The organism is Rhodocyclus tenuis, assembly GCF_014197755.1.
Lineage (GTDB): Bacteria > Pseudomonadota > Gammaproteobacteria > Burkholderiales > Rhodocyclaceae > Rhodocyclus > Rhodocyclus tenuis.
This window is the reverse complement of record NZ_JACIGE010000009.1, coordinates 134,886-158,404: the sequence shown is the minus strand read 5'-3', so window position 1 is coordinate 158,404 and position 23,519 is coordinate 134,886. Positions and strand designations below refer to the sequence as shown.

Below are 23,519 nucleotides of genomic sequence, written 5' to 3'. Positions count from 1 at the left end.
GGTTATTCCGACTCAGACTCGCCCGACCCACAGGGTCAGCGTCATCAGGACGAGTAGTCCGAAGATCATCGTGAAGGCGTAGTGGTAAATCCGCCCCGACTGGAAGAAGCGCAGCAGCGACGCGCACCAGCCGACCAGCCGCGCAGAGCCATTGACGACGCCGTCGATGACGCGCACGTCACCGCCTTGCCACAGCCCTCGGCCGAGCAGGCGGGCACCACCGGCAAAGACGGTCTCGTAGAAACGGTCGAAGTAATACTTGTTTTCCAGCAGCACGTAGAGCGGTTGCAGACGCGTCTTCAGCAAGGCCGGCAGTTCCGGCCGCTTCAGGTAAAGGAACCAGGCGAGTGCGACGCCTGATGCTGCCAGCCAGAACGGAGCACTGGCGAGACCGTGCAGCGCCATCGCGCCGGCGCCGTGGAAGTGTTCGGCGAGTTCGCGCATCGCCGGATGCGCTTCTGCGTCGACGAAGATCGCATCGGCAAACCAGTCGCCGAAGAGCATCGGCTCGATCACGAACAGGCCGAGTCCGAGCGAGGGAATCGCCAACAGCAGCAAGGGCACCGTCACCACCAGCGGACTCTCGTGCGGCTTTTCGCCGTGCGCCAGGCCATGGTGCTCGTCGTGCGTTGCCTGCTCGTCATGCGCAGCGTGTGCATCGTGCGCCTTCTCGTCATGGCCGAAGCGTTCCTTGCCGTGGAAGACGAGGAAGAACATGCGGAAGGAGTAGAAAGCGGTGACGAATACGCCGGCGATGATCGCCGCGTAGGCGAAGCCGGCGCCCGGCAGCGTTGAAGCGGCCACCGCCTCGATGATCGAATCCTTCGAATAGAAGCCGGAGAACAGCGGCGTGCCGATCAAGGCGAGCGAGCCGATCAGCGAGGTGATCCAGGTGATCGGCAGGTAGCGGCGCAGGCCGCCCATCTTGCGGATGTCCTGCTCGTGGTGCATGGCCATGATCACCGAGCCGGCGGCGAGGAAGAGCAAGGCCTTGAAGAAGGCGTGCGTAGTCAGATGGAAAATCGCTGCCGAATACGCCGACGCACCGAGCGCAACGGTCATGTAGCCCAGCTGCGACAAGGTCGAATAGGCGACGACGCGCTTGATGTCGTTCTGGATGATGCCGAGGAAGCCCATGAACAGCGCGGTGACCGCGCCGATGACGATGACGAAGGACAGCGCGGCGTCGGACAGCTCGAACAGCGGCGACATGCGCGCCACCATGAAGATGCCGGCGGTGACCATCGTCGCCGCGTGGATCAGCGCCGAGATCGGCGTCGGCCCTTCCATCGAATCGGGCAGCCAGACGTGCAAGGGAACCTGCGCCGACTTGCCCATGGCGCCGATGAACAGCAGCACGCAGATGGCGGTAAGCAGCGAGACACCCTCGCCATCGGTGCCGAACAGCGCGATCGTTTCGCCGACCAGCGCCGGCGCACGCGCGAAGACGCCCGCGTAGTCGAGCGTGCCGCAGGCCGAAAGCACCAGGCCAATGCCGAGGATGAAGCCGAAATCGCCGACGCGATTGACGAGGAAGGCCTTGAGGTTGGCGAAGATCGCGCTCGGCCGCGTGTACCAGAAGCCGATCAGCAGGTAGGAAACCAGCCCGACCGCTTCCCAGCCGAAGAAGAGCTGCATGAAGTTGTTGCTCATCACCAACATCAGCATCGAGAAGGTGAACAGCGAGATGTAGCTGAAAAAGCGGTTGTAGCCGGGGTCGTCGCGCATGTAGCCGATGGTGTAGATGTGCACCATCAGCGAGACGAAGGTGACGACGAGCATCATCGACGCGGTCAGAGGGTCGATCAGGAAACCGACTTCGAAAGCGTAGTCGCCGCTAGTGAGCCACTGGTAAACCGGCCCGTTGAGGCGCGCGCCGTCGGCGACCTGACGGAAGATCAGCAGCGAAGCAACGAGCGCGGTGGCAACGCCACCGATCGCCGCGCTGTGCGCCAGCGTGCGCGAAATGACGCGACAGAACAGACCGGCGACCAGCGCACCGGCGAGCGGCGCCAGGACAGCGAGCAGCGAGAGGCTTTTCAGGTCCATGCGCGCTCAGCCCTTGAGTTGGTCGAGATCATCGACATGGATGGTCTTCAGGTTGCGGAAGAGGACGACAAGAATCGCCAGACCGATCGCCGCTTCGGCGGCAGCAACGACGAGGATGAAGAAGACGAAGACCTGCCCATCGACGTCGTTCATGAAACGAGAGAAGGCAACGAAGTTGGTATTGACGGCGAGCAGCATCAGCTCGATCGACATCAGTAGCACGATCAGGTTCTTCCGGTTGAGGAAAATCCCGACGATGCCGATGGCGAAGACCAGCGCGGCAAGGATCAGATAGTGCGACAGTGTCAGCAAGGCGTCTCCTGTTGTTCTTGTCGACGCACCTGCGCGGCAGCTTCACTGCCCGCACGGTGCATCGCTGCGCTGCTCGTTTCCGACCGGATTCCTGTCCTCATCCGCGACATCACTCCTTCTTTTCGGCCGGCATGCTGATGATGCGTAGCCGGTCGCTCGCCTTGACCAGCACCTGCCGCGCCGGATCGATCGCCTTGGTCGGCTTGCGCTTGCGCCCGGTGAGCGCAATCGCGGCGACGATGCCAACCAGCAGGATCACCGAAGCGAGCTCGAAAGGATAAACGTAGTCGGTATAGATCAGGCGGCCGATGGCCTTGACGTTGCTCTCGCTGGCGGCCGAAGGAACGCTGCTTTCGAACAGGTTGAGGTAACTGCCGCCGAGGATGACACCCATCTCCAGCGCCATCAGCGCACCGACCGTCGCGCCGAGCGGCAGATAACTCCAGAAGCCTTCACGCAGCCGGTCGAGATTGATGTCGAGCATCATCACGACAAAGAGGAAGAGCACCATCACTGCGCCGACATAGACGAGGATCAGCGTCATGGCGAGGAATTCCGCGTCGAGCAGCAGCCAGATGCCGCCGCCAGAAACGAAGGCAAGCACCAGGAACAGCACGGCATGGACCGGATTGCGTGCGGTGATCACGCGCAAGGAGGCCAGGACGAGGATCGTCGAGAAGAAGTAGAAGACGAAGCTCTTGAAATCCATCACGGCGGCCCGTCAGCGAAATTTCGCATCACTCTCGCGGTCTTCGGCGATCTGCGCTTCATAGCGGTCGCCGTTAGCCAGGAGCATCTGCTTGGTGTAGTAAAGATCGCCGCGCTTCTCGCCGTGGTACTCAAGAATGCGCGTCTCGACGATGGCATCGACCGGACACGCCTCTTCGCAGAAGCCGCAGAAGATGCACTTGGTCAGATCGATATCGTAGCGTTTGGTGCGACGCGAACCGTCTTCGCGCTCATCCGATTCGATGGTGATCGCCAGTGCCGGGCAGACGGCCTCGCACAGCTTGCAGGCGATGCAGCGTTCCTCACCGTTCGGATAGCGGCGCAGCGCGTGCAGCCCCCGGAAACGCGGGCTTTGCGGCGTCTTTTCCTCGGGGTAATGCACCGTCACCTTGCGCGCGAAGAAATAGCGGCCGGTAACGGAGAGCCCTTCGAACAGCTCCTTGAGCAGCAGGCTGCTGAAGATATTCTTCATTGATCCCATGGCCGGCCTCTCATTTCCAGATGTTCAGGGGCGACATCATCCAGCAGCCGACGACGACGATCCAGACGATGCAAAGCGGAATGAACACTTTCCAGCCAAGACGCATGACCTGGTCGTAGCGATAGCGCGGGAAAGTGGCGCGAATCCACAGGAAGAAGAAAAGCACGGCGGAAATTTTCGCCAGCAGCCAGAAGATGCTGTCGGGCAGGAAACCGACCGGCGACAACCAGCCGCCGAGGAACAGCAGCGAGGTCAGCGCCGAGATGAGGATCATGTTGGCGTATTCGGCGAGGAAGAAGATCGCGAAAGCCATCCCCGAATACTCGACGTGGAAGCCGGCGACGATTTCCGCCTCGCCTTCGGCCATGTCGAACGGTGCACGATTCGTTTCGGCAACACCGGAAACGAGGTAAACGACGAACATCGGCAGCAGCGGCAGCCAGTTCCACGAGAGGAAACCGGCACCGTAATCCACGAAGACCCCCTGCCCCTGCGCTCGCACGATGTCGTGCAGGTTGAGGCTGTTCGAGACCATGAGCACGGTGATCAGCGCCATGCCCATCGCCACTTCGTAGGAGATGAGCTGCGCTGCCGAGCGCATCGCACCGAGGAAGGCGTACTTCGAATTCGACGCCCAGCCAGCAAGGATGATCCCGTACACGCCGAGCGAGGCAATGGCCATCACGTAGAGCAGGCTGGCATCGACGTCGGCGAGGATCAGCGTATCGGAAAACGGCAGTACCGCCCACGCCGCCAGCGCCGGCACGATCGCCAGCATCGGCGCGATCAGGAACAGGCTGCGGTCGGCGCCCGCAGGAATGATGATTTCCTTGAACATCAGCTTGACCGCGTCGGCAATCGGCTGCAACAGCCCCCAGTAGCCAACGCGGTTCGGACCGATGCGCACCTGCATGTAACCGATGACCTTGCGCTCGAAATAGGTCAGGTAGGCAACCGCCGCCATCAAGGGCGCGACGATGGCCATGATCTTCAGGATCGTCCACACCAGCGAGGCGCCATCGCCGAAGACGCTGCCGAGGAACTGCTGGAAGGCGTCCATCAGACGGCCTCCACGCTGATCGCGCCGAACATCGCACCGAGCGCCGCAGTGCTCGGATGTCCCGCCGAAACGCGAATACAGCCGTCGGGAACGCCGTCGTCGAGGACAGCCGTCAGCATTGCTTCGCCAGCGCCACTCGCGCTGCCGGCAAGGCTCTCCTGACGCAAGCGCACCAGCGAACCGGCAACGACGCCTGCTTGCGCCAGTGTCCGGGACGACATGCGTGCCGTCGGCGCCTGCGCATCATTGGTCTTCTGCAGTGCCGGTGCGCGTCGCACCAGCGGATCAGAGAAGTAGATCGGCACATCGGCAACACGCTCAAGGATTCCCTTGGCCGGAACCAGTGCGGCAGCATCGATCGGAAGCTTGATGCAATTGTCGAGGCCGGAGGCAAACTGCCCGTCCTTTAGGGACGCAGGAGGCAAGACCGCGTCGCGTACCTCTTCGCTCGAATCCTGATTGAAACCCTCGAGTTCGAGCAGGTTGCCGAGAACGCGCAGAACCTTCCACGCCGGCCGCGAATCACCGAGCGGACGGACAACACCCTTGAAGCTCTGCACCCGGCCCTCGGCATTGACGAAGGTGCCCGAGGTTTCGGTAAAGGGCGTCACCGGCAGCAGCACGTCGGCGTACTCGCGCATCGTCTCGCTGACAAAAGGCGAGAGCACGACGCGCAGGTCGGCCTGACGCAGCGCGGCGAGCGCCAGTTGCGGATTATGGCAATCGAGCTCGGGCTCGAGGCCAAGCAGCACGTAGGCGCAGCGCGGGTCGGTGAACATCGAATGCGCGTTGCGCGCACTTGGCAGCGCACCCGAGAGATAGCCGCCGACGATATTGCCAGCGTCGCTGAAGAAACCGATCTTCGCACCGGTGATATCGGACAGGTGCTGCGCCAGGACATGAATCTGCACCGCATGCGGATGCTGCACCGCGACGCGGCCGAGGAAGATCATGCTGCGGCCGCGCACCCGCAGACTGGTGGCAATCGCTTCGGAAGGAATGTCGGGAACGATTGCTTCCAGACCGGCTGGCACAGGCACGCGGCACTGCAGCGCCGCCGCCTTGACCACGCGCGCCAGTGCCGCCGGCAGCTCCGACGGCGCGACCACGACGTGTTCGTGCATGCTCATCAGCGGATCGTCGTTACCGAGCGAAATCAGCGTCACGCGCGTGCCGTTGTGCTTGGCTGCCTGGCGCAGGCGCTGCGCGAACAGCGGGATGTCCTTGCGCACGAAGCTGCCGACGACCAGCGCCGTGTCGAGTTCGTTGAGCTCGGCGATGCGCATTCCCAGCCAGCGCGCGCCGGCAGGAACGCCGCTCGGCGCAAAGTCCATGCGCCGTGGCCGGAAATCGACATTGCCCGAGCCGAGCCCACGCACCAGCTTCTGCAGCAGGTGCATTTCTTCGAGCGTCGACCAGGGCGCGGCGAGCGCGGCGATCTCATCGGCGCCATGAGTATTGACGATGTCGCGCAGGCCATGTGCGACGTAATCGAGCGCGACGCTCCAGTCCACCTCGCGCAGCTTGCCATCGACGCGGATCTGCGGACGGGTCAGCCGCTCGGGGCTATTCACGCCCTCGTAGGAGAAACGGTCGCGGTCGGAAATCCAGCACTCGTTGACGGCCTCGTTCTCGCGCGGCAACACGCGCATGACACGGTTGGCAAGTGTCTGCACGGTGAGGTTGGCGCCAACGCTGTCGTGTGGGCTGATCGACGGCAGGCGCGACAGTTCCCAGGCGCGCGCGGCGAAGCGGAAAGGCTTCGAGGTCAGCGCGCCAACCGGGCACAGGTCGATCATGTTGCCCGACAGTTCGGAGTCGATGCTGCGACCGAGGAAGGTGACGATCTCGGAATGCATGGTGCGATTGACCATGCCGAGCTCCATCACGCCGGCGATTTCCTGACCGAAACGGACACAGCGCGTGCAATGGATGCAGCGCGACATTTCCTGCATGGAAACGAGCGGCCCGGCTTCCTTGTGGAAGACGACGCGTTTTTCTTCCTGATAGCGCGAGGCGCCCATGCCGTAGCCGACGGCGAGGTCCTGCAACTGGCACTCGCCACCCTGGTCGCAAATCGGACAGTCGAGCGGGTGGTTGATCAGCAGGAACTCCATCACGCCCTGCTGCGCCTTGGCCGCCAGCGGCGAGTGCGTGAACACCTTCATGCCGTTGGTCGCCGGCGTTGCGCAGGCGGGAACCGGCTTTGGCGCCTTTTCGACCTGCACCAGACACATGCGGCAGTTGGCGGCGATCGACAGCTTCTTGTGATAGCAAAAATGCGGAATGTACACGCCCAGTTGCTCGGCCACCTCCATGATGGTGGCGCCGTCGGGGGCTTGCGTCACGATTCCGTCGATTTCGATTTCAGGCATCTCGCATCACTTTCAGGCCGACGCCGTGAAGAAACCGCTGCCGGCGCGCTGGACCTCGCGCGGCACAAGGCAACGGCCGTGTTCGATGTGATAGGCGAACTCGTCGCGGAAGTGCTTGAGGAAGCTCTGCACCGGCATCGACGCCGCATCGCCCAGCGCACAGATGGTGCGGCCCATGATGTTACCGGTGATGCTCGACAGCAGGTCAAGATCCTCGGGGCGGCCCAGGCCGTTCTCGATGCGCTGGATGATCTTGTACAGCCAGCCGGTACCTTCACGGCAGGGCGTGCACTGGCCGCAGGATTCCTCGTAGTAGAAGTAGGAGAGACGCTCGAGCGCCTTGACCATGCACGTCGTCTCGTCCATCACGATCACTGCGCCCGAGCCGAGCATCGACCCCGCCTTGGCGATCGAGTCGTAGTCCATGGTGCAGTCCATCATCAGCTCGGCGCTCAGCACCGGCGACGACGAGCCACCGGGGATGACGCCCTTGAGCTTGCGCCCGCCACGCACACCGCCGGCCATCTCGAGCAGCGTGGCGAAGGGCGTACCCATCGGCACCTCGTAGTTGCCGGGACGCTCGACGTGGCCGGAAACCGAGAACAGCTTCGGACCACCGTTGTTCGCCTTGCCGGCCGCGAGGAAGGCGTCGCCACCCATGTTCAGGATGAACGGCACTGACGCCAGCGTTTCGGTGTTGTTGATCGTCGTCGGCTTGCCGTAGAGGCCGAAGCTCGCCGGGAACGGCGGCTTGAAACGCGGCTGCCCTTTCTTGCCCTCGATCGACTCGAGCAAGGCGGTTTCTTCGCCGCAGATATAGGCACCGTAGCCGTGATGCGCGAACAGTTCGAAAGTGAAATCGCCGCCGAGAATGTGCTTGCCGACCAGACCTTCGGCGCGCGCTTCGGCGAGCGCGTCCTCGAAGCGCTGGTAGAGCTCCCAGATTTCGCCGTGGATGTAGTTGAAACCGCGCGTGGCGCCGATCGCGTAACCGGCGATGACCATGCCCTCGATCACCGCGTGCGGGTTGTAGCGCAGCAGGTCGCGATCCTTGAAGGTACCGGGCTCGCCCTCGTCGGAGTTGCAGATCAGGTACTTGTCGCCGGGCAGCGTGCGCGGCATGAACGACCACTTGAGACCGGTCGGGAAACCGGCACCGCCACGACCGCGCAGTACCGACTTCTTCACTTCGGCGATGATCTGTTCCGGCGTCGTCCGTTCGGCAATGATCCGGCGCAGCGCCGAATAGCCGCCACGGGCGACATAGTCGGCAAGCCGCCAGCTGCGGTCGCCGTCGAGACCCGCCGTAAGAATCGGGTTGATCGAACCGAGGATCGCCATCAGTCGAGCTCCGCCAGCAAGCGATCGATTTCGGCCGGGGTCATCGAACAGCACATGTGTCGATTGTTCACCAGCAGCACCGGCGCGTCGCCACAGGCGCCCATGCACTCACCCTGCTTGAGCGTAAACTTGCCGTCCGGCGTCGTTTCGTCGAGGCCGATGCCGAGCTTTTCCTGCAGATATTCAAGCGCATGCATGCCACCGGAAAGCATGCACGGCAGATTGGTGCACACCGTCAGCTTGTGCCGACCGACCGGCTTGAGGTCGTACATATTGTAGAAGGTGGCGACTTCGAGCGCCGCCACCGGCGACATCTCAAGGTAGCTGGCGACCGCCTCGATCGCTTCCGGCGACAACCAGCCTGCTGCTTCCTGGGCAATGGCCAAGGCGGCCATCACGGCCGACTGTTTCTGCTCGACAGGATACTTGGCGATCTCGCGATCAATACGGGCAATGAGCTCGGGGGTCAGCATCAGGGAATTCTGCATCAGCGGTCGATCTCGCCAAAAACGATGTCCTGCGAACCGATCAGCGTGACCACGTCGGCGATCATGTGCCCGCGCGTCATCTCGTCAATGGCGGAGAGGTGGACGAAGCCGGGCGCGCGAATCTTCATGCGATACGGTTTGTTGGCGCCATCCGAGACGAGATAGATGCCGAACTCGCCCTTGGGATGCTCGACGGCGGCGTAGGCCTCACCCTCGGGAACGTGCATGCCCTCGGTGAACAGCTTGAAATGGTGGATCAGCTCTTCCATGTTCGACTTCATCGCTTCGCGCGAAGGCGGCGCCACCTTGGCGTTGTCGGTCATCACCGGACCCGGATTGGCGCGCAACCAGTCGATGCACTGGCGGATGATCCGGTTCGACTGGCGCATCTCTTCCATGCGCACCAGATAGCGGTCGTAGGAATCGCCCTCGGCGCCGACCGGAATGTCGAAGTCGACACGGTCGTAGGCCGCGTACGGCTGCTTCTTGCGCAGATCCCAGGCGACGCCGGAGCCGCGCAGCATCGGCCCACTGAAGCCGAGGGCGCGCGCACGCTCGGCGGTCACCACGCCGATTCCGACCAGACGTTGCTTCCAGATGCGGTTTTCCGTGAGCAGCGTCTCGTATTCGTCGATCAGCTTCGGAAAACGCGTGACGAAATCGTCGAGGTAATCGAGCAGGGAACCGCTGCGCGAAGCATTGAGCGCCTTGACGGTACTCGCATCCTTCCACTTCGACTCGCGATATTGCGGCATGCGCTCGGGCAGGTCGCGATAAACGCCCCCCGGACGGTAGTAGGCGGCGTGCATGCGCGCGCCGGAAACCGCTTCGTAGGCGTCGATCAGGTCTTCGCGCTCGCGGAAAGTGTAGAGCACCATCGTCATCGCACCGACGTCGAGTGCGTGCGTGCCGATGTTGAGCAGGTGATTGAGGATGCGCGTGATCTCGTCGAACATCGTGCGGATATACAGCGCACGCAGCGGCGGCTCGATCCCGAGCAACTTTTCGATCGCCATGCAGTAGGCGTGCTCGTTGCACATCATCGAGACATAGTCGAGCCGGTCCATGTACGGCACTGATTGCAGCCAGGTACGGTGCTCGGCGAGCTTCTCGGTGGCGCGGTGCAGCAGGCCGATGTGCGGATCGGCGCGTTCGACGACTTCGCCATCGAGTTCGAGCACCAGCCGCAGCACACCGTGCGCTGCCGGGTGCTGCGGACCGAAATTGATGGTGAAGTTGCGCAACTCAGCCATGGCCGGGGGTTCCGTACTTTTCCTCGCGCACGATGCGCGGGGTGATTTCGCGTGGCTCGATACTCACCGGCTGATAGATGACGCGCTGCTGCGTCGGGTCGTAGCGCATTTCGACATGACCGGAGACCGGGAAATCCTTGCGCAGCGGATGGCCGATGAATCCATAGTCGGTAAGAATGCGGCGCAAATCCTCGTGCCCCGGGAAAATGATACCAAACAGGTCGAAAGCCTCGCGTTCAAACCAGTCCGCGACCGTCCATAGACCCGTGATCGAGGGTACCACCGGGAAAGCGTCGTCGGCAGCAAAACAGCGCACACGTAGCCGCCAGTTATGCTCGATCGACTGCAGATGGCAGACCACCGCGAAGCGATTGCCGGACCAGACACCGTTGCGATAGGTCGAATAATCGACACCGCAGAGATCGATCAACTGGTCGAAAGCGAAGTCCGGATCGTCACGCAACACCGCCAAAAGGTCGAGGTAATCACTGACCGCCACCTCGACAGTCAGTTCCCCCAGCGCCGTGCGTTGCGTCACGATCAACTCGGCTAGCCTGTCGTTCAGATGCTGGGCAAGCGTATCCAACTTCGCGGTCATATCGCGCTCTCGTTCCGGTCAGCGGGCGATGGTACTGGTGCGGCGAATCTTGTTTTGCAACTGGATCAGCCCATAGATGAGCGCCTCGGCCGTCGGCGGACAGCCCGGCACGTAGACATCAACCGGAACGATTCGATCACAACCGCGCACTACCGAATACGAATAATGGTAATAACCGCCGCCATTGGCACAGGAGCCCATCGACAGCACCCAGCGCGGCTCGGCCATCTGGTCATAGACCTTGCGCAAGGCCGGTGCCATCTTGTTGGTCAGCGTGCCGGCGACCAGCATCAGGTCCGACTGCCGTGGACTGGGGCGAAAAATAATCCCGAAGCGATCAATATCGTAGCGACTGGTCGCTGCGTGCATCATTTCGATTGCGCAACACGCCAGACCAAAGGTCATCGGCCAGAGCGATCCGGTGCGCGCATAGTTGATCAGCTTGTCGGCGGTCGTCGTAACGAAGCCTTCCTGCATGACGCCTTCGATACCCATCGCTCACTCCCACTCCAGTGCGCCCTTGGCCCAGGCATAAACAAAGCCGACGACCAGAATGGCGATGAAGACCATCATCTCGACAAAGCCGAACCACTTGATCGACTCCGTTTCGACGATTTCCTTGAAGATTGTCGCCCAAGGAAAGAGAAAGGCGATTTCCAGATCGAAAATGATGAAGAGAATGGCGATCAGGTAAAACCGCACATCAAACTTCATGCGCGCGTCTTCGAAGGCCTCGAATCCGCACTCATAAGGGGAGAGTTTTTCGCTGTCGGGGCGACTGGGAGAGAGAAACCAGCCTAACAGCATCGGCAGGCCGCCGACGACGGCGCCTACCGCTATGAAGACGAATACCGGGAAGTAATTTTCAAGCATGATCCGCCGCGCCATCGCTGCATTTCAAACCAGAGCCATCCCTTCCCTGATGACTCCACTTGGTGCCGACGGTGAGACTCGAACTCACACGACCGAAGTCACTACCCCCTCAAGATAGCGTGTCTACCAATTTCACCACGTCGGCACTGCTACAGTCAGATCACGGGATGATCGAGGAATACTGCTTCCCCGCGTCTGATATTTCCCAAAGCTTATTTGGGAATTTCCTTCGCCTTGGATCCGGAATCGATCGGGCCACCAGAATCAGTCAAACCAGGAGCCTTGTCGCTTCCGGCCGCGGCTGGCGCCGGAACAGATTGAGAGTCTACCGCATCTTGCATCACGCTGCCAGTGACTTTTGGCTTGTTTGACTCTATGTAAGCCAGGGACAGGCTGGTGATGAAGAAAATCGCGGCCAGCACAGCCGTCGTCCGGCTGAGGAAGTTCGCCGACCCGGTGGCACCGAACAGACTACCGGAAGAACCGCTACCGAAAGCAGCCCCCATGTCGGCGCCTTTGCCATGCTGAACCAGCACCAAGCCGATCACGCCAAGGGCGACCAGAATGTGCAGGACCAGAATCAGCGAAAAAAAAGTATTCATGTTGCTCCGTCACTCATCTGCCGCACGGCAGATCTTCAAAAAATCTTCCGCCACCAACGCAGCACCGCCTATCAAACCACCGTCAATATCGGGCTTGGCGAACAATTCGGCAGCATTGTCCGGCTTGACGCTGCCACCATAGACAATGCGCACACCGGCAGCCACGTCGGCATCAAGCACCGCAAGCTGCTGCCGCAAACCCGCATGAACCTCCTGCGCCTGCTCGGCGGAGGCAGTACGCCCTGTACCGATCGCCCAGACAGGTTCGTAAGCAAGCACGACCTGCGCGAAAGCTGCGACTCCGACGCGATCAAGCACCGCCGCGAGCTGAGCACCGACCACTTCCATGGTCGATCCGGCTTCGCGCTCCGCCAGCGTCTCACCGACGCAGAGCACCGGCCGCAAGCCATGCGCCAGAGCCGCCTCGACCTTTGCCACGACTTTTGCGTCAGTATCACCGAACAGCGAACGACGCTCGGAGTGACCGACCAGCACGTAACGGCAAGCAAAATCGCCCAGCATTGCGGCACTCACCTCGCCGGTGAATGCACCCTTGGCGTGCTCGCTCAGGTTTTGCGCCCCCCAGGCAATCGCCGTCGGCGAAAGCAGGGACTGCGTCTGCGCAAGATAAGGAAAAGGCACGAAGACGGCCAATTCGACGCGACCAAGCGTCGCGGCACCAAGGACAACGTCCGCCAGCAAGCGCTGGTTCGCGACCAGGCCGCCGTGCATTTTCCAGTTTCCGGCGACAAGATTGCGACGCACTGTTTAGCCCCGTTTAAAAGCCGTTCATTATAGTGAAATCGGCATCTCCGGGTCAATATGAAACGGGCTCGCGGCCGCCTTGACAGCGCCCGCGAGCCTTCGCTGGATCAGCCGAAGCGACCGGTGATGTAGTCTTCGGTCTGCTTCTTTTGCGGCTTGATGAAGATCTGGTCGGTCACGCCGAACTCGACCATCTCGCCGAGATACATATAGGCCGTGAAGTCGGAGATGCGCGCAGCCTGCTGCATATTGTGCGTCACGATCAGCACCGTCACCTTTTCCTTCAGTTCGGAAACGAGTTCCTCGATGCTGGCGGTGGCAATCGGGTCAAGTGCCGAGGTCGGCTCGTCGAACAGCATCAGTTCCGGATCACTCGCCAGCGCACGCGCGATACAGAGGCGCTGCTGCTGACCGCCGGAGAGGTTGGCGCCCTGCTCTTTCAGCCGGTCCTTCACCTCATCCCACAAGGCAGCGCCACGCAGCGCCATTTCTACCTTGTCTTCGATCACGGAACGAGTGCGTTCGCCACGCACACGCAAGCCATAGGCGACGTTCTCGAAGATCGACTTCGGGAAAGGGTTCGGCTTCTGGAAAACCATGCTGATACGCATGCGCACCTCGATCGGATCGACCTTCGGCGAGAGCAGGTTGGTACGGTCGGGATGAAACTCGATCGCGCCTTCGTAGCGGTTGCCAGGATAGAGGTCGTGCATGCGGTTGAAGCAGCGCAGATAGGTTGACTTGCCGCAGCCGGAAGGACCGATCAGCGCGGTAACCTTCTTCTCATACACCGGCATGTTGATGTTCTTGAGCGCGTGGAACTTGTCGTAGAAGAAGTTGAGATTCCGGGCTTCCGCCTTCAGTCCGGGTAGGGATTCGTGGTTTGCTGCGTCGTTCATTGAAAATTCACCAGGGAATTGAAACGTCTACCAGTTGATGTTCTTGCGCAGGCGGTAGCGCAACCAGATTGCCAGCCCGTTCATCGCCAGCGTCATCAGCACAAGGATGAAGCCGGCGGCGGCGGCATTGGTGGCAAAGGCCGCTTCCGGACGCGAGGTCCAGTTGAACATCTGGATCGGCATCACCGTAAAGGGCGCGAACAGCCAGTCGAACATGCCGGCCGGCGGGTCACCGGCGAACGGCGCCGGCGGCAGGAAGGCGATGAAGGTAAGCGCACCGATGGTGATGATCGGCGCCGTTTCGCCGATGGCGCGCGCCATGCCGATGATGATGCCTGTAAGAATGCCGGCACTCGAATACGGCACGATGTGATCGCGCACCACCTGCCAGGTCGTCGCGCCGCAGGCATAAGCACCTTCACGGATGATCTGCGGAATCGAGCGGATCGCTTCGCGCGTGGCAACGATGACCACCGGCAGGATCAGCAGCGCCAGCGTCAGGCCCGCCGAGAGAATGCTCTGCCCGAGACCGAAGGTGTAGACGAAAAGACCAAGGGCGAGCAGACCGTAGATGATCGACGGCACACCGGCGAGATTGGAGATGTTGATCTCGATGATGTCGGTCATCCAGTTTTTCGGCGCGTACTCTTCGAGATAGATTCCTGAAGCGACGCCGATCGGAACGGCGGCGAAGGCGGTGACCAGCATCACCAGCGTTGATCCCACCCAAGCCGAGAGAATGCCGGCGTTCGCCGCCCGCCGCGAGGGGAACGAGGTCAGGAAATCAGCGTCGATTCGCCCCAGACCTTCGATCGCCATGTTGGCAAACAGGCTCAGAAAAGTGAGCACGCCGATCATCAGTGCGAAGATGCCGAGGATGCCGAACAGAAAGTCCTTGCGCTTGTGCGCAGCAATCAGCGTGCGCAGCGCCTGCAGTTCCTGTTGATTCATTTCAGTAAGCCTCGCGGAATTTCTTCCGCATGTAGTAACCGAGCAGATTGAACGCCAGCGTCATCAGCATCAGCGTCAGACCGGCGGCGAAGATCGTTTGGTAGCCAATGCTGCCGTGCGGCAGATCGCCGAGCGCAACCTGGACGATGTACGAGGTGATCGTCGCACCGGGTTCGGTGGGATTGAAGGTCAGGTTCGGCTGCATACCGGCGGCGACGGCGAGAATCATCGTTTCACCGACCGCACGCGAAATACCGAGGATGTACGCCGAGGCAATGCCGGACGTCGCCGCCGGCATGACCACGCGCAGCGAGGTCTGCAGGCGCGTCGCCCCCATCGCGTAGGAGCCTTCGCGTAGCGCCATCGGCACCGCTTTCATCGCGTCTTCGGACAGCGAGGCGACATACGGGATGATCATGATGCCCATGACGATCCCCGCGGAAAGCAGGTTGAAGCCAGGCAGGTCGGGGTAGATCTTCTGCAGCAGCGGCGTCAGGAAGACCAGCGCGAAATAGCCGTAGATGATCGTCGGCACGCCGCCGAGCAGTTCGAGGAAAGGCTTGGCCACTTCGCGCACGACAAACGGCGCAAACTCGGAAAGGTAAATGGCGATGATCGTCCCGAGCGGAATCGCCACCAGCAAGGCGACCACCGAACTGGTGATGGTGCCCGAGAGCAGCACCATGATGCCGTAATGGGCATCGTCAAACAGCGGCGTCCATTGCCGGTCGAAAAGAAAGTCGCTGAGCGGAACCTGGCGAAAGAATACGGTCGACTCGCTGACCAGAATGTAGACGATGCCGAGCGTCGTCACGACTGAAACGAAAGCCGCCAGGAACATGATCGATTCGATCACGCGCTCCTTGAGGTGGCGGAAATGATCAACCTTGAGACGGTCGCTGGGGCTGGACATCGAATCGAGGTTGTCTGCAGTAAGGGGGATTGAACTCACGTGGCGCGCCCTGAGAATAGCTGTCGCCGAATGGCGAAACAAGCCCCGGGAGTTATTCCCGGGGCTCTTGCTGCTGAATCGCCAGAATTACTTGGCTTCAAGCTTCATCAGTTCTTCGATGGTGGTGCCGACCTTGTTCTCGCCACCAAACTTCGTGCCCTTCAGGCGCTTGTTGAAGTGATCGACATTGTAGGTGTAAGCCTTCGAGGGCAGCGGCACGTACTTGACTTCCTTGGTCAGCGCTTCGGCGTTCTTCATGTAGAACTCGACGAATTCCTTGACCTCGGGCTTGTCAGCCGACTTGGCATTGACGTAGATGAAGATCGGGCGCGCCAGCGGCTGGTACGTACCGTCGATCACCGTCTTGATCGAAGGAGAAACCGCGGGCTTGCCTTCGGCAGCAATGATCGGCACGGACTTCAGCTTGTCGCGGTTTTCTTCGTAGTAGGCAAAACCGAAGAAGCCCAGACCACCGACATCGCGCGCGACACCCTGAACGAGCACATTGTCATCTTCCGAAGCGGTGAAGTCGCCCCGACTTGACTTCGACTTGCCATTGACGGCTTCGGTGAAGTAATCGAAGGTGCCCGAATCGGCCCCCGGACCAAACAGCTTGAGCGGACGATCCGGCCAGGCGGCATTGACCTGCTTCCAGCTGGTGACCTTGCCCTGCGCGCCCGGCTCCCACATCGCCTTCAGCTCGGCGACGGTCAGCGCCTTGATCCAGTCGTTCTTCGGGTTGATAACGACGGTCAGCGCGTCGTAAGCGACCGGCAACTCGAGGTATTCGATGCCGGCGGCCTTGCAGTCGTCAATTTCCTTCTTCAGGATCGGACGCGAGGCGTTGGAAATATCGGTCTCGCCGCGGCAGAACTTCTTGAAGCCGCCGCCCGTACCGGAGATACCGACGGTTACCTTGATCGCGTTTTTCTTCGCCTTCTGGAACTCCTCGGCAACAGCCTCGGTGATCGGATAGACCGTCGACGAGCCGTCAACCTTGACCAGCGTGTCGGCAAAGCTTGACGACGAAGCAGCAATGCCGGCCAGGGCCAGCGACACAAGAGCGGCGATTTTTGCGGATTTCATGCATGAACTCCTTCGGAAAACGCTGCAAAGCAGCAGACGAACGGAGTTTAGATACCGATTATTACACCTCTGTGACATCTCCCCCGACGGCCTCGCGCACCGCTGCCGCCAGCGTCTCGACGGCGAGCTCGACGCGCGCGGCGTCGCGCCCCTCGACCATCACGCGCAGCAAGGGTTCGGTTCCGGAAGCACGCAGCAGAAGCCGCCCATGCCCGGCCAGCGAGGCTTCGACCTCACGGCGGACGGCATCGATACGCGGGTGATCGCGCCAGGGGAAACCCTTGACCAGCGGCACATTGATCAGCTTTTGCGGATACAGCGTGAAGCTGCCGAGCAGCAAGCGCAGGTCGCCGCCGGAGCTACGCAGTGCCGAAAGTACCTGCAGCGCCGAAATGATGCCGTCACCGGTGCTGTGCTTGTCGAGACAGAGGATGTGCCCAGAATTTTCGCCACCAAACAGCCACCCGCGCTCAAGCAGCATTTCCATCACGTAACGGTCACCGACCGCAGCGCGCGCAAAGGGGACCCCGAGTGCGGCGAAGGCATGTTCGAGCGCCAAATTGCTCATCAGCGTACCGGCCACGCCGGCGACCGGCCCAAGCAGCAGTCGGCTCTTGACGATGGCGTAAAGCAACTGGTCGCCATCGTAGATGGTACCGGTCGCGTCGACCATCATCACCCGGTCGCCGTCGCCGTCGAGCGCGATCCCGAGGTCGGCACCCTGCGCCAGGACGGCGTTACGCAATGCGGCGGGGGCGGTCGCACCCACCGCATTGTTGATGTTGAGGCCGTCGGGATCGGTACCGATGCTGCTGACCTCGGCGCCAAGCTCGTGCAGCACGTGCGGCGCGATGTGATAGGCGGCGCCATGCGCGCAGTCGACAACGATCTTCAGCCCGCGCAGATCGAGATCGCCGGGGAAAGAGCTCTTGCAGAACTCGATGTAGCGACCGGGGGCATCGTTGATGCGCCGCGCCCGACCGAGCTGCCCCGACGGAACGCATTGCATCGGCGCTTCCAGCCCGGCTTCGATCTCGACCTCGACCGCGTCGGGCAGCTTGGTGCCATGCGCCGAAAAGAACTTGATGCCGTTATCGTAATAGGGATTGTGCGACGCCGAAATGACCACGCCGGCCTGCAGCCGCAGCGCGCGCGTCAGGTAAGCCACCGCCGGCGTTGGCAGCGGGCCGACCAGACAGACGTCAACGCCGGCCGCGGCGAAGCCCGCCTCGAGTGCCGCCTCGAGCATGTAGCCGGAGATCCGCGTGTCCTTGCCGATCAGTACCGCCGGCCGTTCGCCGGCCTTGATCTGGCTGCGCGCGGCCTCCTGCGCCACCAGCGCGCGGCCGGCCGAATAGCCGAGGCGCATCACCAGATCCGGCGTTATCGGCGCCTCACCGACACGACCACGCACACCGTCGGTTCCGAAGTATTTCCGCACGCACTTCTCCCTGAACTGCCGCCGCCCACAAAGGCCGGCCGGCAAAGGTCGTCATCATACTGAAACCGGCGCTGCTTGACCTAGCCGCCCCGCTCTTCCGGCGCAACCGACGCCGCTTGCGCGAATCCGGCACGGGCAACCGCACAAAACCAACGCCGGCGGCGATGTCGCACCTGCGCGCCGGCAGCGTCTCTCGCCCGCTCGCCCCGACACCCCGGCTCGGCAAAAGACGTTCAGTCGCCCGCGACGGCTTGCCAGACAGCCAACGCGTCACGCGTCGCCGCCACATCGTGTACGCGCAGGATGCGTGCGCCGCGCTGGGCCGCCAGCAGGGCGGCAGCGACACTCGCCGGCTGACGCGAAGCCACCGGCTGTCCGGTAATCGCGCCGAGCATCGACTTGCGCGAAAGACCGGCCAGGACCGGCAAGCCGTCGATGGCCATTTCTGGCAGACGGCGCAGCAGCGCCAGATTGTCGGCGAGCGTCTTGCCAAAGCCGAAGCCCGGATCGAGCACGACGCGGCTACGTGCGATGCCGGCCGCTTCCGCTGCGCGCAAACGTTCTTCAAGGAAGGCGCGCACTTCGCCAACGACGTCGCCGTAATTCGGCTGCAACTGCATGTTGAGCGGTTCGCCCTGCATGTGCATCAGGCAGACGGCGCAGTCGCTGTCGGCGACGGCCGCAAGTGCGCCGGGCTGGCCCAGACCACAGATGTCATTGATCATCGCTGCGCCAGCGGCGATGGCGGCGCGCATCACCTCGGGCTTGTAGGTGTCGATCGAAACCGGCACACCGCAGTCGCGCAGCCCGTCGAGAATCGGCAGCAAGCGGCGCAGTTCTTCGTCGAGCGGCGTCGGCTGCGCGCCGGGTCGCGTCGATTCGGCGCCGAGATCGAGCAGATCGGCGCCTGCTGCGATCTGCGCATGCGCATGCGCCAGCGCCCGTTCGGCGCCGACACCGTCACCGGAAAACGAATCCGGCGTCAGGTTGACGATACCCATGATCAGCGGACGGTCGAGATCAAGGGAAAACTTGCCGCAGTCGAGTCGGGACATGGTTTGGTCGCGTTATCTGGAACGGTCAACGGAAACGGGGGAGCGCAAGCTCCCCCGCGAAAACTCCCGGCAACTAAGCGGGAAGATACTCAGGCCGGCGCCGTCGCGTTGGGCGCAGCGCCGGGCGTACTGCCGCCCGACTTGTTCGGCGCTGCCGACTGCGCCGGTTTCGGCGGGCGCGGGCTGCGTCCGGCCATGATGTCGTCGATCTGCTCGGCGTCAATCGTTTCCCATTCGAGCAGCGCCGCGGTCATTGCCTCGACCTTGTCGCGGTTGGCTTCGAGAATACCGCGCGCCAATCCGTATTGCTCGTCGATGATGCGCCGGATTTCGGCATCGACCTTCTGCATCGTCGCTTCCGAAACGTTCTTGTGCGTCGTCACCGAACGGCCGAGGAAAACCTCGCCCTCGTTCTCGCCATAGACCATCGGCCCGAGTGCATCGGACATGCCGTAGCGCGTGACCATGTCGCGCACCATCTGCGTCGCGCGCTCGAAGTCGTTCGAAGCGCCGGTCGTCATCTGATTCATGAACAGTTCTTCGGCGATACGGCCACCGAACAGTACCGCAACACGACTCATCAGATAGACGCGGTCGTAGGCGTAGCGGTCTTCCTCGGGCAGTTGCATGGTCACGCCCAGCGCGCGGCCGCGCGGGATGATGGTGACCTTGTGCACCGGGTCGGACTTCGGCACCAGCTTGGCGACCACCGCATGACCCGACTCGTGATAGGCGGTGTTGCGCTTCTCTTCGTCGTTCATGACCATACTGCGGCGCTCGGCGCCCATCATGATCTTGTCTTTGGCCTTCTCGAAATCGTCCATGTCGACCAGACGCTTATTGGTACGCGCCGCAAACAGCGCCGCTTCATTGACCAGATTGGCCAGGTCGGCACCGGAGAAGCCCGGCGTACCACGCGCGATGATGTCGGCCTTGACGTCGGGCGACAGCGGCACCTTGCGCATGTGCACGATGAGGATCTGTTCGCGGCCGCGAATGTCCGGCAGCGGCACGACGACCTGCCGGTCGAAGCGGCCCGGACGCATCAGCGCCGGGTCAAGAACGTCCGGACGGTTGGTCGCGGCGATGACGATGATGCCGGTCTGTCCCTCGAAGCCGTCCATCTCGACCAGCATCTGGTTCAGCGTCTGTTCACGTTCGTCGTTGCCACCACCGAGGCCGGCGCCACGCTGACGGCCGACGGCGTCGAGTTCGTCGATGAAAATGATGCACGGCGCGTGTTTCTTGGCGTTCTCGAACATGTCGCGAACGCGCGCGGCGCCGACGCCGACGAACATTTCAACGAAGTCTGAGCCTGAGATCGAGAAGAAAGGCACTTTCGCCTCGCCGGCGATAGCCTTGGCGAGCAGCGTCTTGCCGGTACCCGGATTGCCGACGAGCAACACACCCTTCGGGATGCGGCCACCAAGCTTCTGGAATTTCGACGGATCGCGCAGGAAATCGACGAGTTCCGACACCTCCTCCTTGGCCTCGTCACAGCCGGCCACGTCGGCGAAGGTGATCGTGTTGGTCGACTCGTCGAGCAGACGCGCCTTGCTCTTGCCGAAAGAGAACGCACCACCACGGCCACCGCCCTGCATCTGGCGCATGAAGAACACCCAGACACCGATCAGGATCAGCATCGGGAACCAAGAAACGAAGATGTTCATCAACATCGACGGTTCTTCTTCCGGCTTCGCCTCGATCTTGACGCCGTACTTGAGCAGGTCGGAGACCATCCACAGATCCGGCGGCGCATAGGAGTTGAGCTTCTTGCCCTCGTTGGTCGTCGCCTTGAGCACACGCCCTTCGATCACCACCTTGGCGATACGCCCTTCCTTCACCTCGTCGATGAACTGGGAGTATTCCATCGGCGCCTGCGTCACCTGGCGATTGTTGAACTGGTTGAAGACGGTCATCAGCACGAGACCGATAACCAGCCAGATCGCCAAGTTCTTGAACATGTTATTCAAAGCAGTACCTCTTCATGGATGCGCAGCGGAAGTCCGGGAGTGACTCCTGCCCGCTTGGGCCAGCGACGAAAATTCTTCGCAGCTTCTGAACATTGTAAACCGATTACTCCAGCCTCGCTCAGGACAAGGAATTCAGGTCTTGAGCCCGCGACCGAGCAGATAGGTTTCCGAACTGCGGTCGCGCGACGCTTCCGGCTTGCGGGTGGCGACGGTTGCAAAAACCTTGCGCATGGCACGGACATAGTCCTCGTAGCCGTGCCCCTGGAAAACTTTGACCAGAAAAGCGCCATCCGGTTTCAGCCAGGACTGCGCGAACTCCAGCGCCAGTTCCGCCAGATGCATCGCCCGCGCCTGATCGGAGATGGCAATGCCCGATATATTGGGGGCCATGTCGGAAAGCACAAGAGCGACTTTCTCCCCGGCCAGCGCATCCTCGAGTTGCTGCAAGACCTCGGCCTCGCGGAAGTCGCCTTGGAAGAAGGTGACCCCCGACAGAGGTGTCATTTCCAGAAGGTCGAGCGCAAAAACGCGACCATGCCCCTTGAGACGCTTGGCCGCTACCTGCGACCAGCCGCCGGGCGTCGCGCCAAGATCGACAACCGATTCGCCGGCGCGGATGAGCCGGTCGCGATCGTCGATTTCCATCAGCTTGTAGGCGGCACGCGAGCGATAGCCGTCGGCCTTCGCGCGCTGCACGAAGCTGTCGTTCACATGCTCGCGCATCCATGCCTTGCTCGTCCGTGTTCGCGCCATATCCCAGAACCCGTTAGAATCCGTGCTTTTCGGACGATCCGACAAGCCAATGCCCATTCCTACGCTCACTCCCGAGCAGCGTCGCGCGCTGCGCGCCCGTGCCCACGACCTGAAGCCCGTCGTTTCGATCAGCCAGAACGGCCTGTCGGACTCGGTACTCAAGGAGATTGGCGTCTCGCTCGCCAGCCACCCGCTGATCAAGATCCGTGTCTACAACGATGACCGCGAAGAGCGCGAAGCTTTCCTTGCGGCCATCTGCAGCCAGTTCAATGTCGCGCCCGTCCAGCACATCGGCAAACTGCTCGTCGTCTTTAACCCGGACACGCAAGCGCGCATCGACGCCGAGGCGGCAAACGCCGGTCATCGTGGCACGCGTCGCCAAGCGCCGCGGCGCAGCAAGCGTAGTTTCCAGAACGACTGACCCGGTGCCTGGCCGAACGCTGCGCCGGACCGCGCGCAGCGAACTGGCGCCTGCAACAGCCTTCCACGCCGCCTGACTCATCGCGGACTGCGCCCGGCGACGACCACCAGCAGCGCACCAATCAGGCTCTGAATCAGGTAGAGCACGCTGGCGATACCGTGCCAGGTCGCAAAACGGCTCTTGCGCACGGCATCAACAGCATTTTCGACGGCGTCAAGCGGCAGTCCCTCGGCCTTGATCTGCGCAATGATCGGCTGCACACCGAAATGACCGATCAGGGTCAACAGCAGCATCAGCAACGGCAACCAGAACAGGCTGCTGCGCAAGGCCGAAGCGCCCTGCCGCAGCAGCAGGTAAAGCAGCATATAGCTGGCGCAGCCGATGCCGATCCAGCTGATCAGCGCGAACAGGCGACCCGCCACGGCCCCGGCCAGTTGCCGGTCGGCCAGCGCCGAAAACAGCGTCGGCGCGACGATGTAGCCGATGCTCCACAACCCGCCGACCCACAGCGTCAGCGCCAGCCAGAAAAGTGCATCGGCAAAGCGTCGCACCTTGAAGCTTACTCGTAACGCACGTCGAGGACTTCGTACTCGCGCAGTCCGCCGGGCGCCATGACCTGAGCCATGTCGCCGGCGAACTTGCCGATCAACGCGCGCGCGATCGGTGAATTGACCGAAATCTTGCCGCCTTTGATGTCGGCTTCGTCCTCGCCGACGATCTGGTAGGTCACCGCGTCGCCGCTGTCCTGATCCTCAAGATCGACCGTTGCGCCGAAGACACAGCGGCCGCCGGCATCAAGCAGTTTCGGATCGATGATCTGGGCGTTGGACAGCTTGCCCTCGACTTCCTGGATACGCCCCTCGACGAAGCCCTGCCGCTCCTTGGCGGCGTCGTACTCGGCGTTTTCCGACAGGTCACCGTGCGAGCGCGCCTCGGCGATTGCCGCAATCACGCTTGGTCGCTCGATGGTTTTCAGGCGATGCAGTTCGGCGCGCAATTTCTCGGCGCCCGTCAATGTCAGTGGAACCTTGCTCATGGTTTGGTCGCCAGCAAAAAACCGCC

25 protein-coding genes and 1 tRNA gene are annotated in these 23,519 nt (G+C 62.0%); 1 reads left to right on the top strand and 25 read right to left on the bottom strand.

Annotated features, from left to right (window positions below; genetic code table 11):
- Window positions 1–12: 12 nt before the first annotated feature.
- From nuoL to GGD90_RS12620, 23 genes are all read right to left on the bottom strand, one after another.
- A complete protein-coding gene (gene nuoL / locus GGD90_RS12730; protein WP_153117216.1) occupies window positions 13–2,049 on the bottom strand; it encodes an NADH-quinone oxidoreductase subunit L in 2,037 nt (678 codons plus the stop codon).
- Between the two features lie 6 nt (window positions 2,050–2,055).
- Window positions 2,056–2,361 (bottom strand): NADH-quinone oxidoreductase subunit NuoK, encoded by a 306-nt coding sequence (nuoK, locus tag GGD90_RS12725; RefSeq protein ID WP_153117217.1) that lies wholly within the window; start codon window positions 2,359–2,361, stop codon window positions 2,056–2,058.
- 109 nt (window positions 2,362–2,470) lie between these two features.
- Window positions 2,471–3,070 (bottom strand): NADH-quinone oxidoreductase subunit J, encoded by a 600-nt coding sequence (locus GGD90_RS12720; protein WP_153117218.1) that lies wholly within the window; start codon window positions 3,068–3,070, stop codon window positions 2,471–2,473.
- Between the two features lie 12 nt (window positions 3,071–3,082).
- Window positions 3,083–3,571, bottom strand: coding sequence for an NADH-quinone oxidoreductase subunit NuoI (nuoI, locus tag GGD90_RS12715; RefSeq protein WP_153117219.1), 489 nt, complete (start codon window positions 3,569–3,571; stop codon window positions 3,083–3,085).
- Between the two features lie 10 nt (window positions 3,572–3,581).
- Window positions 3,582–4,631, bottom strand: coding sequence for an NADH-quinone oxidoreductase subunit NuoH (nuoH, locus tag GGD90_RS12710; protein WP_153117220.1), 1,050 nt, complete (start codon window positions 4,629–4,631; stop codon window positions 3,582–3,584).
- Entirely contained in the window at window positions 4,631–7,006 is a 2,376-nt protein-coding gene (nuoG, locus tag GGD90_RS12705) for an NADH-quinone oxidoreductase subunit NuoG (protein ID WP_153117221.1), read from the bottom strand. Before nuoG ends, nuoH begins: the two co-directional genes overlap by 1 nt.
- Before the next feature lie 12 nt (window positions 7,007–7,018).
- Window positions 7,019–8,347, bottom strand: coding sequence for an NADH-quinone oxidoreductase subunit NuoF (gene nuoF, locus GGD90_RS12700; protein WP_184415164.1), 1,329 nt, complete (start codon window positions 8,345–8,347; stop codon window positions 7,019–7,021).
- On the bottom strand, window positions 8,347–8,820 hold the full coding sequence (nuoE, locus tag GGD90_RS12695; RefSeq protein ID WP_153117222.1) for an NADH-quinone oxidoreductase subunit NuoE: 474 nt from the start codon (window positions 8,818–8,820) through the stop codon (window positions 8,347–8,349). Before nuoE ends, nuoF begins: the two co-directional genes overlap by 1 nt.
- A 14-nt stretch (window positions 8,821–8,834) precedes the next feature.
- Window positions 8,835–10,088, bottom strand: coding sequence for an NADH-quinone oxidoreductase subunit D (locus tag GGD90_RS12690; RefSeq protein ID WP_153117223.1), 1,254 nt, complete (start codon window positions 10,086–10,088; stop codon window positions 8,835–8,837).
- Window positions 10,081–10,686, bottom strand: coding sequence for an NADH-quinone oxidoreductase subunit C (locus tag GGD90_RS12685; protein ID WP_153117224.1), 606 nt, complete (start codon window positions 10,684–10,686; stop codon window positions 10,081–10,083). The genes GGD90_RS12690 and GGD90_RS12685 overlap by 8 nt, the downstream gene beginning before the upstream one ends.
- Before the next feature lie 18 nt (window positions 10,687–10,704).
- Window positions 10,705–11,181: a NuoB/complex I 20 kDa subunit family protein gene (locus tag GGD90_RS12680; protein ID WP_153117225.1), complete on the bottom strand. Its 477-nt coding sequence runs from the start codon at window positions 11,179–11,181 to the stop codon at window positions 10,705–10,707.
- Between the two features lie 3 nt (window positions 11,182–11,184).
- Window positions 11,185–11,559 (bottom strand): NADH-quinone oxidoreductase subunit A, encoded by a 375-nt coding sequence (locus tag GGD90_RS12675; RefSeq protein ID WP_153117226.1) that lies wholly within the window; start codon window positions 11,557–11,559, stop codon window positions 11,185–11,187.
- A 60-nt stretch (window positions 11,560–11,619) separates the two neighbouring features.
- A tRNA-Leu gene (locus GGD90_RS12670) sits at window positions 11,620–11,704 on the bottom strand.
- Between the two features lie 67 nt (window positions 11,705–11,771).
- A complete protein-coding gene (secG, locus tag GGD90_RS12665) occupies window positions 11,772–12,161 on the bottom strand; it encodes a preprotein translocase subunit SecG (RefSeq protein WP_153117227.1) in 390 nt (129 codons plus the stop codon).
- Window positions 12,162–12,170: 9 nt separating this feature from the next.
- Window positions 12,171–12,926 (bottom strand): triose-phosphate isomerase, encoded by a 756-nt coding sequence (gene tpiA / locus GGD90_RS12660; RefSeq protein ID WP_153117228.1) that lies wholly within the window; start codon window positions 12,924–12,926, stop codon window positions 12,171–12,173.
- A gap of 107 nt (window positions 12,927–13,033) precedes the next feature.
- Window positions 13,034–13,825, bottom strand: coding sequence for a phosphate ABC transporter ATP-binding protein PstB (pstB, locus tag GGD90_RS12655; RefSeq protein WP_153117229.1), 792 nt, complete (start codon window positions 13,823–13,825; stop codon window positions 13,034–13,036).
- Window positions 13,826–13,852: 27 nt separating this feature from the next.
- Window positions 13,853–14,776 (bottom strand): phosphate ABC transporter permease PstA, encoded by a 924-nt coding sequence (pstA, locus tag GGD90_RS12650; RefSeq protein ID WP_153117230.1) that lies wholly within the window; start codon window positions 14,774–14,776, stop codon window positions 13,853–13,855.
- 1 nt (window position 14,777) lies between these two features.
- Window positions 14,778–15,728 (bottom strand): phosphate ABC transporter permease subunit PstC, encoded by a 951-nt coding sequence (gene pstC / locus GGD90_RS12645; RefSeq protein WP_338111857.1) that lies wholly within the window; start codon window positions 15,726–15,728, stop codon window positions 14,778–14,780.
- 87 nt (window positions 15,729–15,815) lie between these two features.
- Window positions 15,816–16,814, bottom strand: a complete 999-nt coding sequence (locus GGD90_RS12640; RefSeq protein WP_153117231.1) for a PstS family phosphate ABC transporter substrate-binding protein — start codon at window positions 16,812–16,814, stop codon at window positions 15,816–15,818.
- A 61-nt stretch (window positions 16,815–16,875) separates the two neighbouring features.
- Window positions 16,876–18,255, bottom strand: a complete 1,380-nt coding sequence (gene glmM, locus GGD90_RS12635; RefSeq protein ID WP_153117232.1) for a phosphoglucosamine mutase — start codon at window positions 18,253–18,255, stop codon at window positions 16,876–16,878.
- Window positions 18,256–18,488: 233 nt separating this feature from the next.
- On the bottom strand, window positions 18,489–19,310 hold the full coding sequence (gene folP / locus GGD90_RS12630) for a dihydropteroate synthase (RefSeq protein WP_153117233.1): 822 nt from the start codon (window positions 19,308–19,310) through the stop codon (window positions 18,489–18,491).
- 89 nt (window positions 19,311–19,399) lie between these two features.
- On the bottom strand, window positions 19,400–21,283 hold the full coding sequence (gene ftsH / locus GGD90_RS12625; RefSeq protein WP_153117234.1) for an ATP-dependent zinc metalloprotease FtsH: 1,884 nt from the start codon (window positions 21,281–21,283) through the stop codon (window positions 19,400–19,402).
- 132 nt (window positions 21,284–21,415) lie between these two features.
- Window positions 21,416–22,036, bottom strand: coding sequence for an RlmE family RNA methyltransferase (locus GGD90_RS12620; RefSeq protein ID WP_153117235.1), 621 nt, complete (start codon window positions 22,034–22,036; stop codon window positions 21,416–21,418).
- Window positions 22,037–22,085: 49 nt separating this feature from the next.
- Here GGD90_RS12620 and GGD90_RS12615 point away from each other — a divergent pair, with 49 nt between their 5' ends.
- On the top strand, window positions 22,086–22,457 hold the full coding sequence (locus GGD90_RS12615; RefSeq protein WP_221227762.1) for a YhbY family RNA-binding protein: 372 nt from the start codon (window positions 22,086–22,088) through the stop codon (window positions 22,455–22,457).
- A gap of 77 nt (window positions 22,458–22,534) precedes the next feature.
- On the opposite strand, the gene GGD90_RS12610 is transcribed toward GGD90_RS12615, so the two are convergent.
- Both GGD90_RS12610 and greA read right to left on the bottom strand, forming a co-directional pair.
- Window positions 22,535–23,008 (bottom strand): DUF4149 domain-containing protein, encoded by a 474-nt coding sequence (locus GGD90_RS12610; RefSeq protein WP_153117236.1) that lies wholly within the window; start codon window positions 23,006–23,008, stop codon window positions 22,535–22,537.
- Window positions 23,009–23,016: 8 nt separating this feature from the next.
- A complete protein-coding gene (greA, locus tag GGD90_RS12605) occupies window positions 23,017–23,493 on the bottom strand; it encodes a transcription elongation factor GreA (protein WP_153117237.1) in 477 nt (158 codons plus the stop codon).
- Between the last annotated feature and the right edge of the window lie 26 nt (window positions 23,494–23,519).

Excerpts from the sequence above, each read along its gene's own strand:
- nuoG (WP_153117221.1), bottom strand. The coding sequence starts at position 7,006 with ATGCCTGAAATCGAAATCGACGGAATCGTGACGCAAGCCCCCGACGGC.
- greA (WP_153117237.1), bottom strand. The coding sequence starts at position 23,493 with ATGAGCAAGGTTCCACTGACATTGACGGGCGCCGAGAAATTGCGCGCC.
- GGD90_RS12690 (WP_153117223.1), bottom strand. The coding sequence starts at position 10,088 with ATGGCTGAGTTGCGCAACTTCACCATCAATTTCGGTCCGCAGCACCCG.
- GGD90_RS12720 (WP_153117218.1), bottom strand. The coding sequence starts at position 3,070 with ATGGATTTCAAGAGCTTCGTCTTCTACTTCTTCTCGACGATCCTCGTC.
- GGD90_RS12675 (WP_153117226.1), bottom strand. The coding sequence starts at position 11,559 with ATGCTTGAAAATTACTTCCCGGTATTCGTCTTCATAGCGGTAGGCGCC.
- nuoH (WP_153117220.1), bottom strand. The coding sequence starts at position 4,631 with ATGGACGCCTTCCAGCAGTTCCTCGGCAGCGTCTTCGGCGATGGCGCC.
- GGD90_RS12620 (WP_153117235.1), bottom strand. The coding sequence starts at position 22,036 with ATGGCGCGAACACGGACGAGCAAGGCATGGATGCGCGAGCATGTGAAC.
- nuoE (WP_153117222.1), bottom strand. The coding sequence starts at position 8,820 with ATGCTGACCCCCGAGCTCATTGCCCGTATTGATCGCGAGATCGCCAAG.
- GGD90_RS12615 (WP_221227762.1), top strand. The coding sequence starts at position 22,086 with ATGCCCATTCCTACGCTCACTCCCGAGCAGCGTCGCGCGCTGCGCGCC.
- nuoL (WP_153117216.1), bottom strand. The coding sequence starts at position 2,049 with ATGGACCTGAAAAGCCTCTCGCTGCTCGCTGTCCTGGCGCCGCTCGCC.
- folP (WP_153117233.1), bottom strand. The coding sequence starts at position 19,310 with ATGTCCCGACTCGACTGCGGCAAGTTTTCCCTTGATCTCGACCGTCCG.
- secG (WP_153117227.1), bottom strand. The coding sequence starts at position 12,161 with ATGAATACTTTTTTTTCGCTGATTCTGGTCCTGCACATTCTGGTCGCC.
- GGD90_RS12680 (WP_153117225.1), bottom strand. The coding sequence starts at position 11,181 with ATGGGTATCGAAGGCGTCATGCAGGAAGGCTTCGTTACGACGACCGCC.
- GGD90_RS12640 (WP_153117231.1), bottom strand. The coding sequence starts at position 16,814 with ATGAAATCCGCAAAAATCGCCGCTCTTGTGTCGCTGGCCCTGGCCGGC.
- nuoI (WP_153117219.1), bottom strand. The coding sequence starts at position 3,571 with ATGGGATCAATGAAGAATATCTTCAGCAGCCTGCTGCTCAAGGAGCTG.
- nuoF (WP_184415164.1), bottom strand. The coding sequence starts at position 8,347 with ATGGCGATCCTCGGTTCGATCAACCCGATTCTTACGGCGGGTCTCGAC.
- pstA (WP_153117230.1), bottom strand. The coding sequence starts at position 14,776 with ATGAATCAACAGGAACTGCAGGCGCTGCGCACGCTGATTGCTGCGCAC.
- GGD90_RS12685 (WP_153117224.1), bottom strand. The coding sequence starts at position 10,686 with ATGACCGCGAAGTTGGATACGCTTGCCCAGCATCTGAACGACAGGCTA.
- pstB (WP_153117229.1), bottom strand. The coding sequence starts at position 13,825 with ATGAACGACGCAGCAAACCACGAATCCCTACCCGGACTGAAGGCGGAA.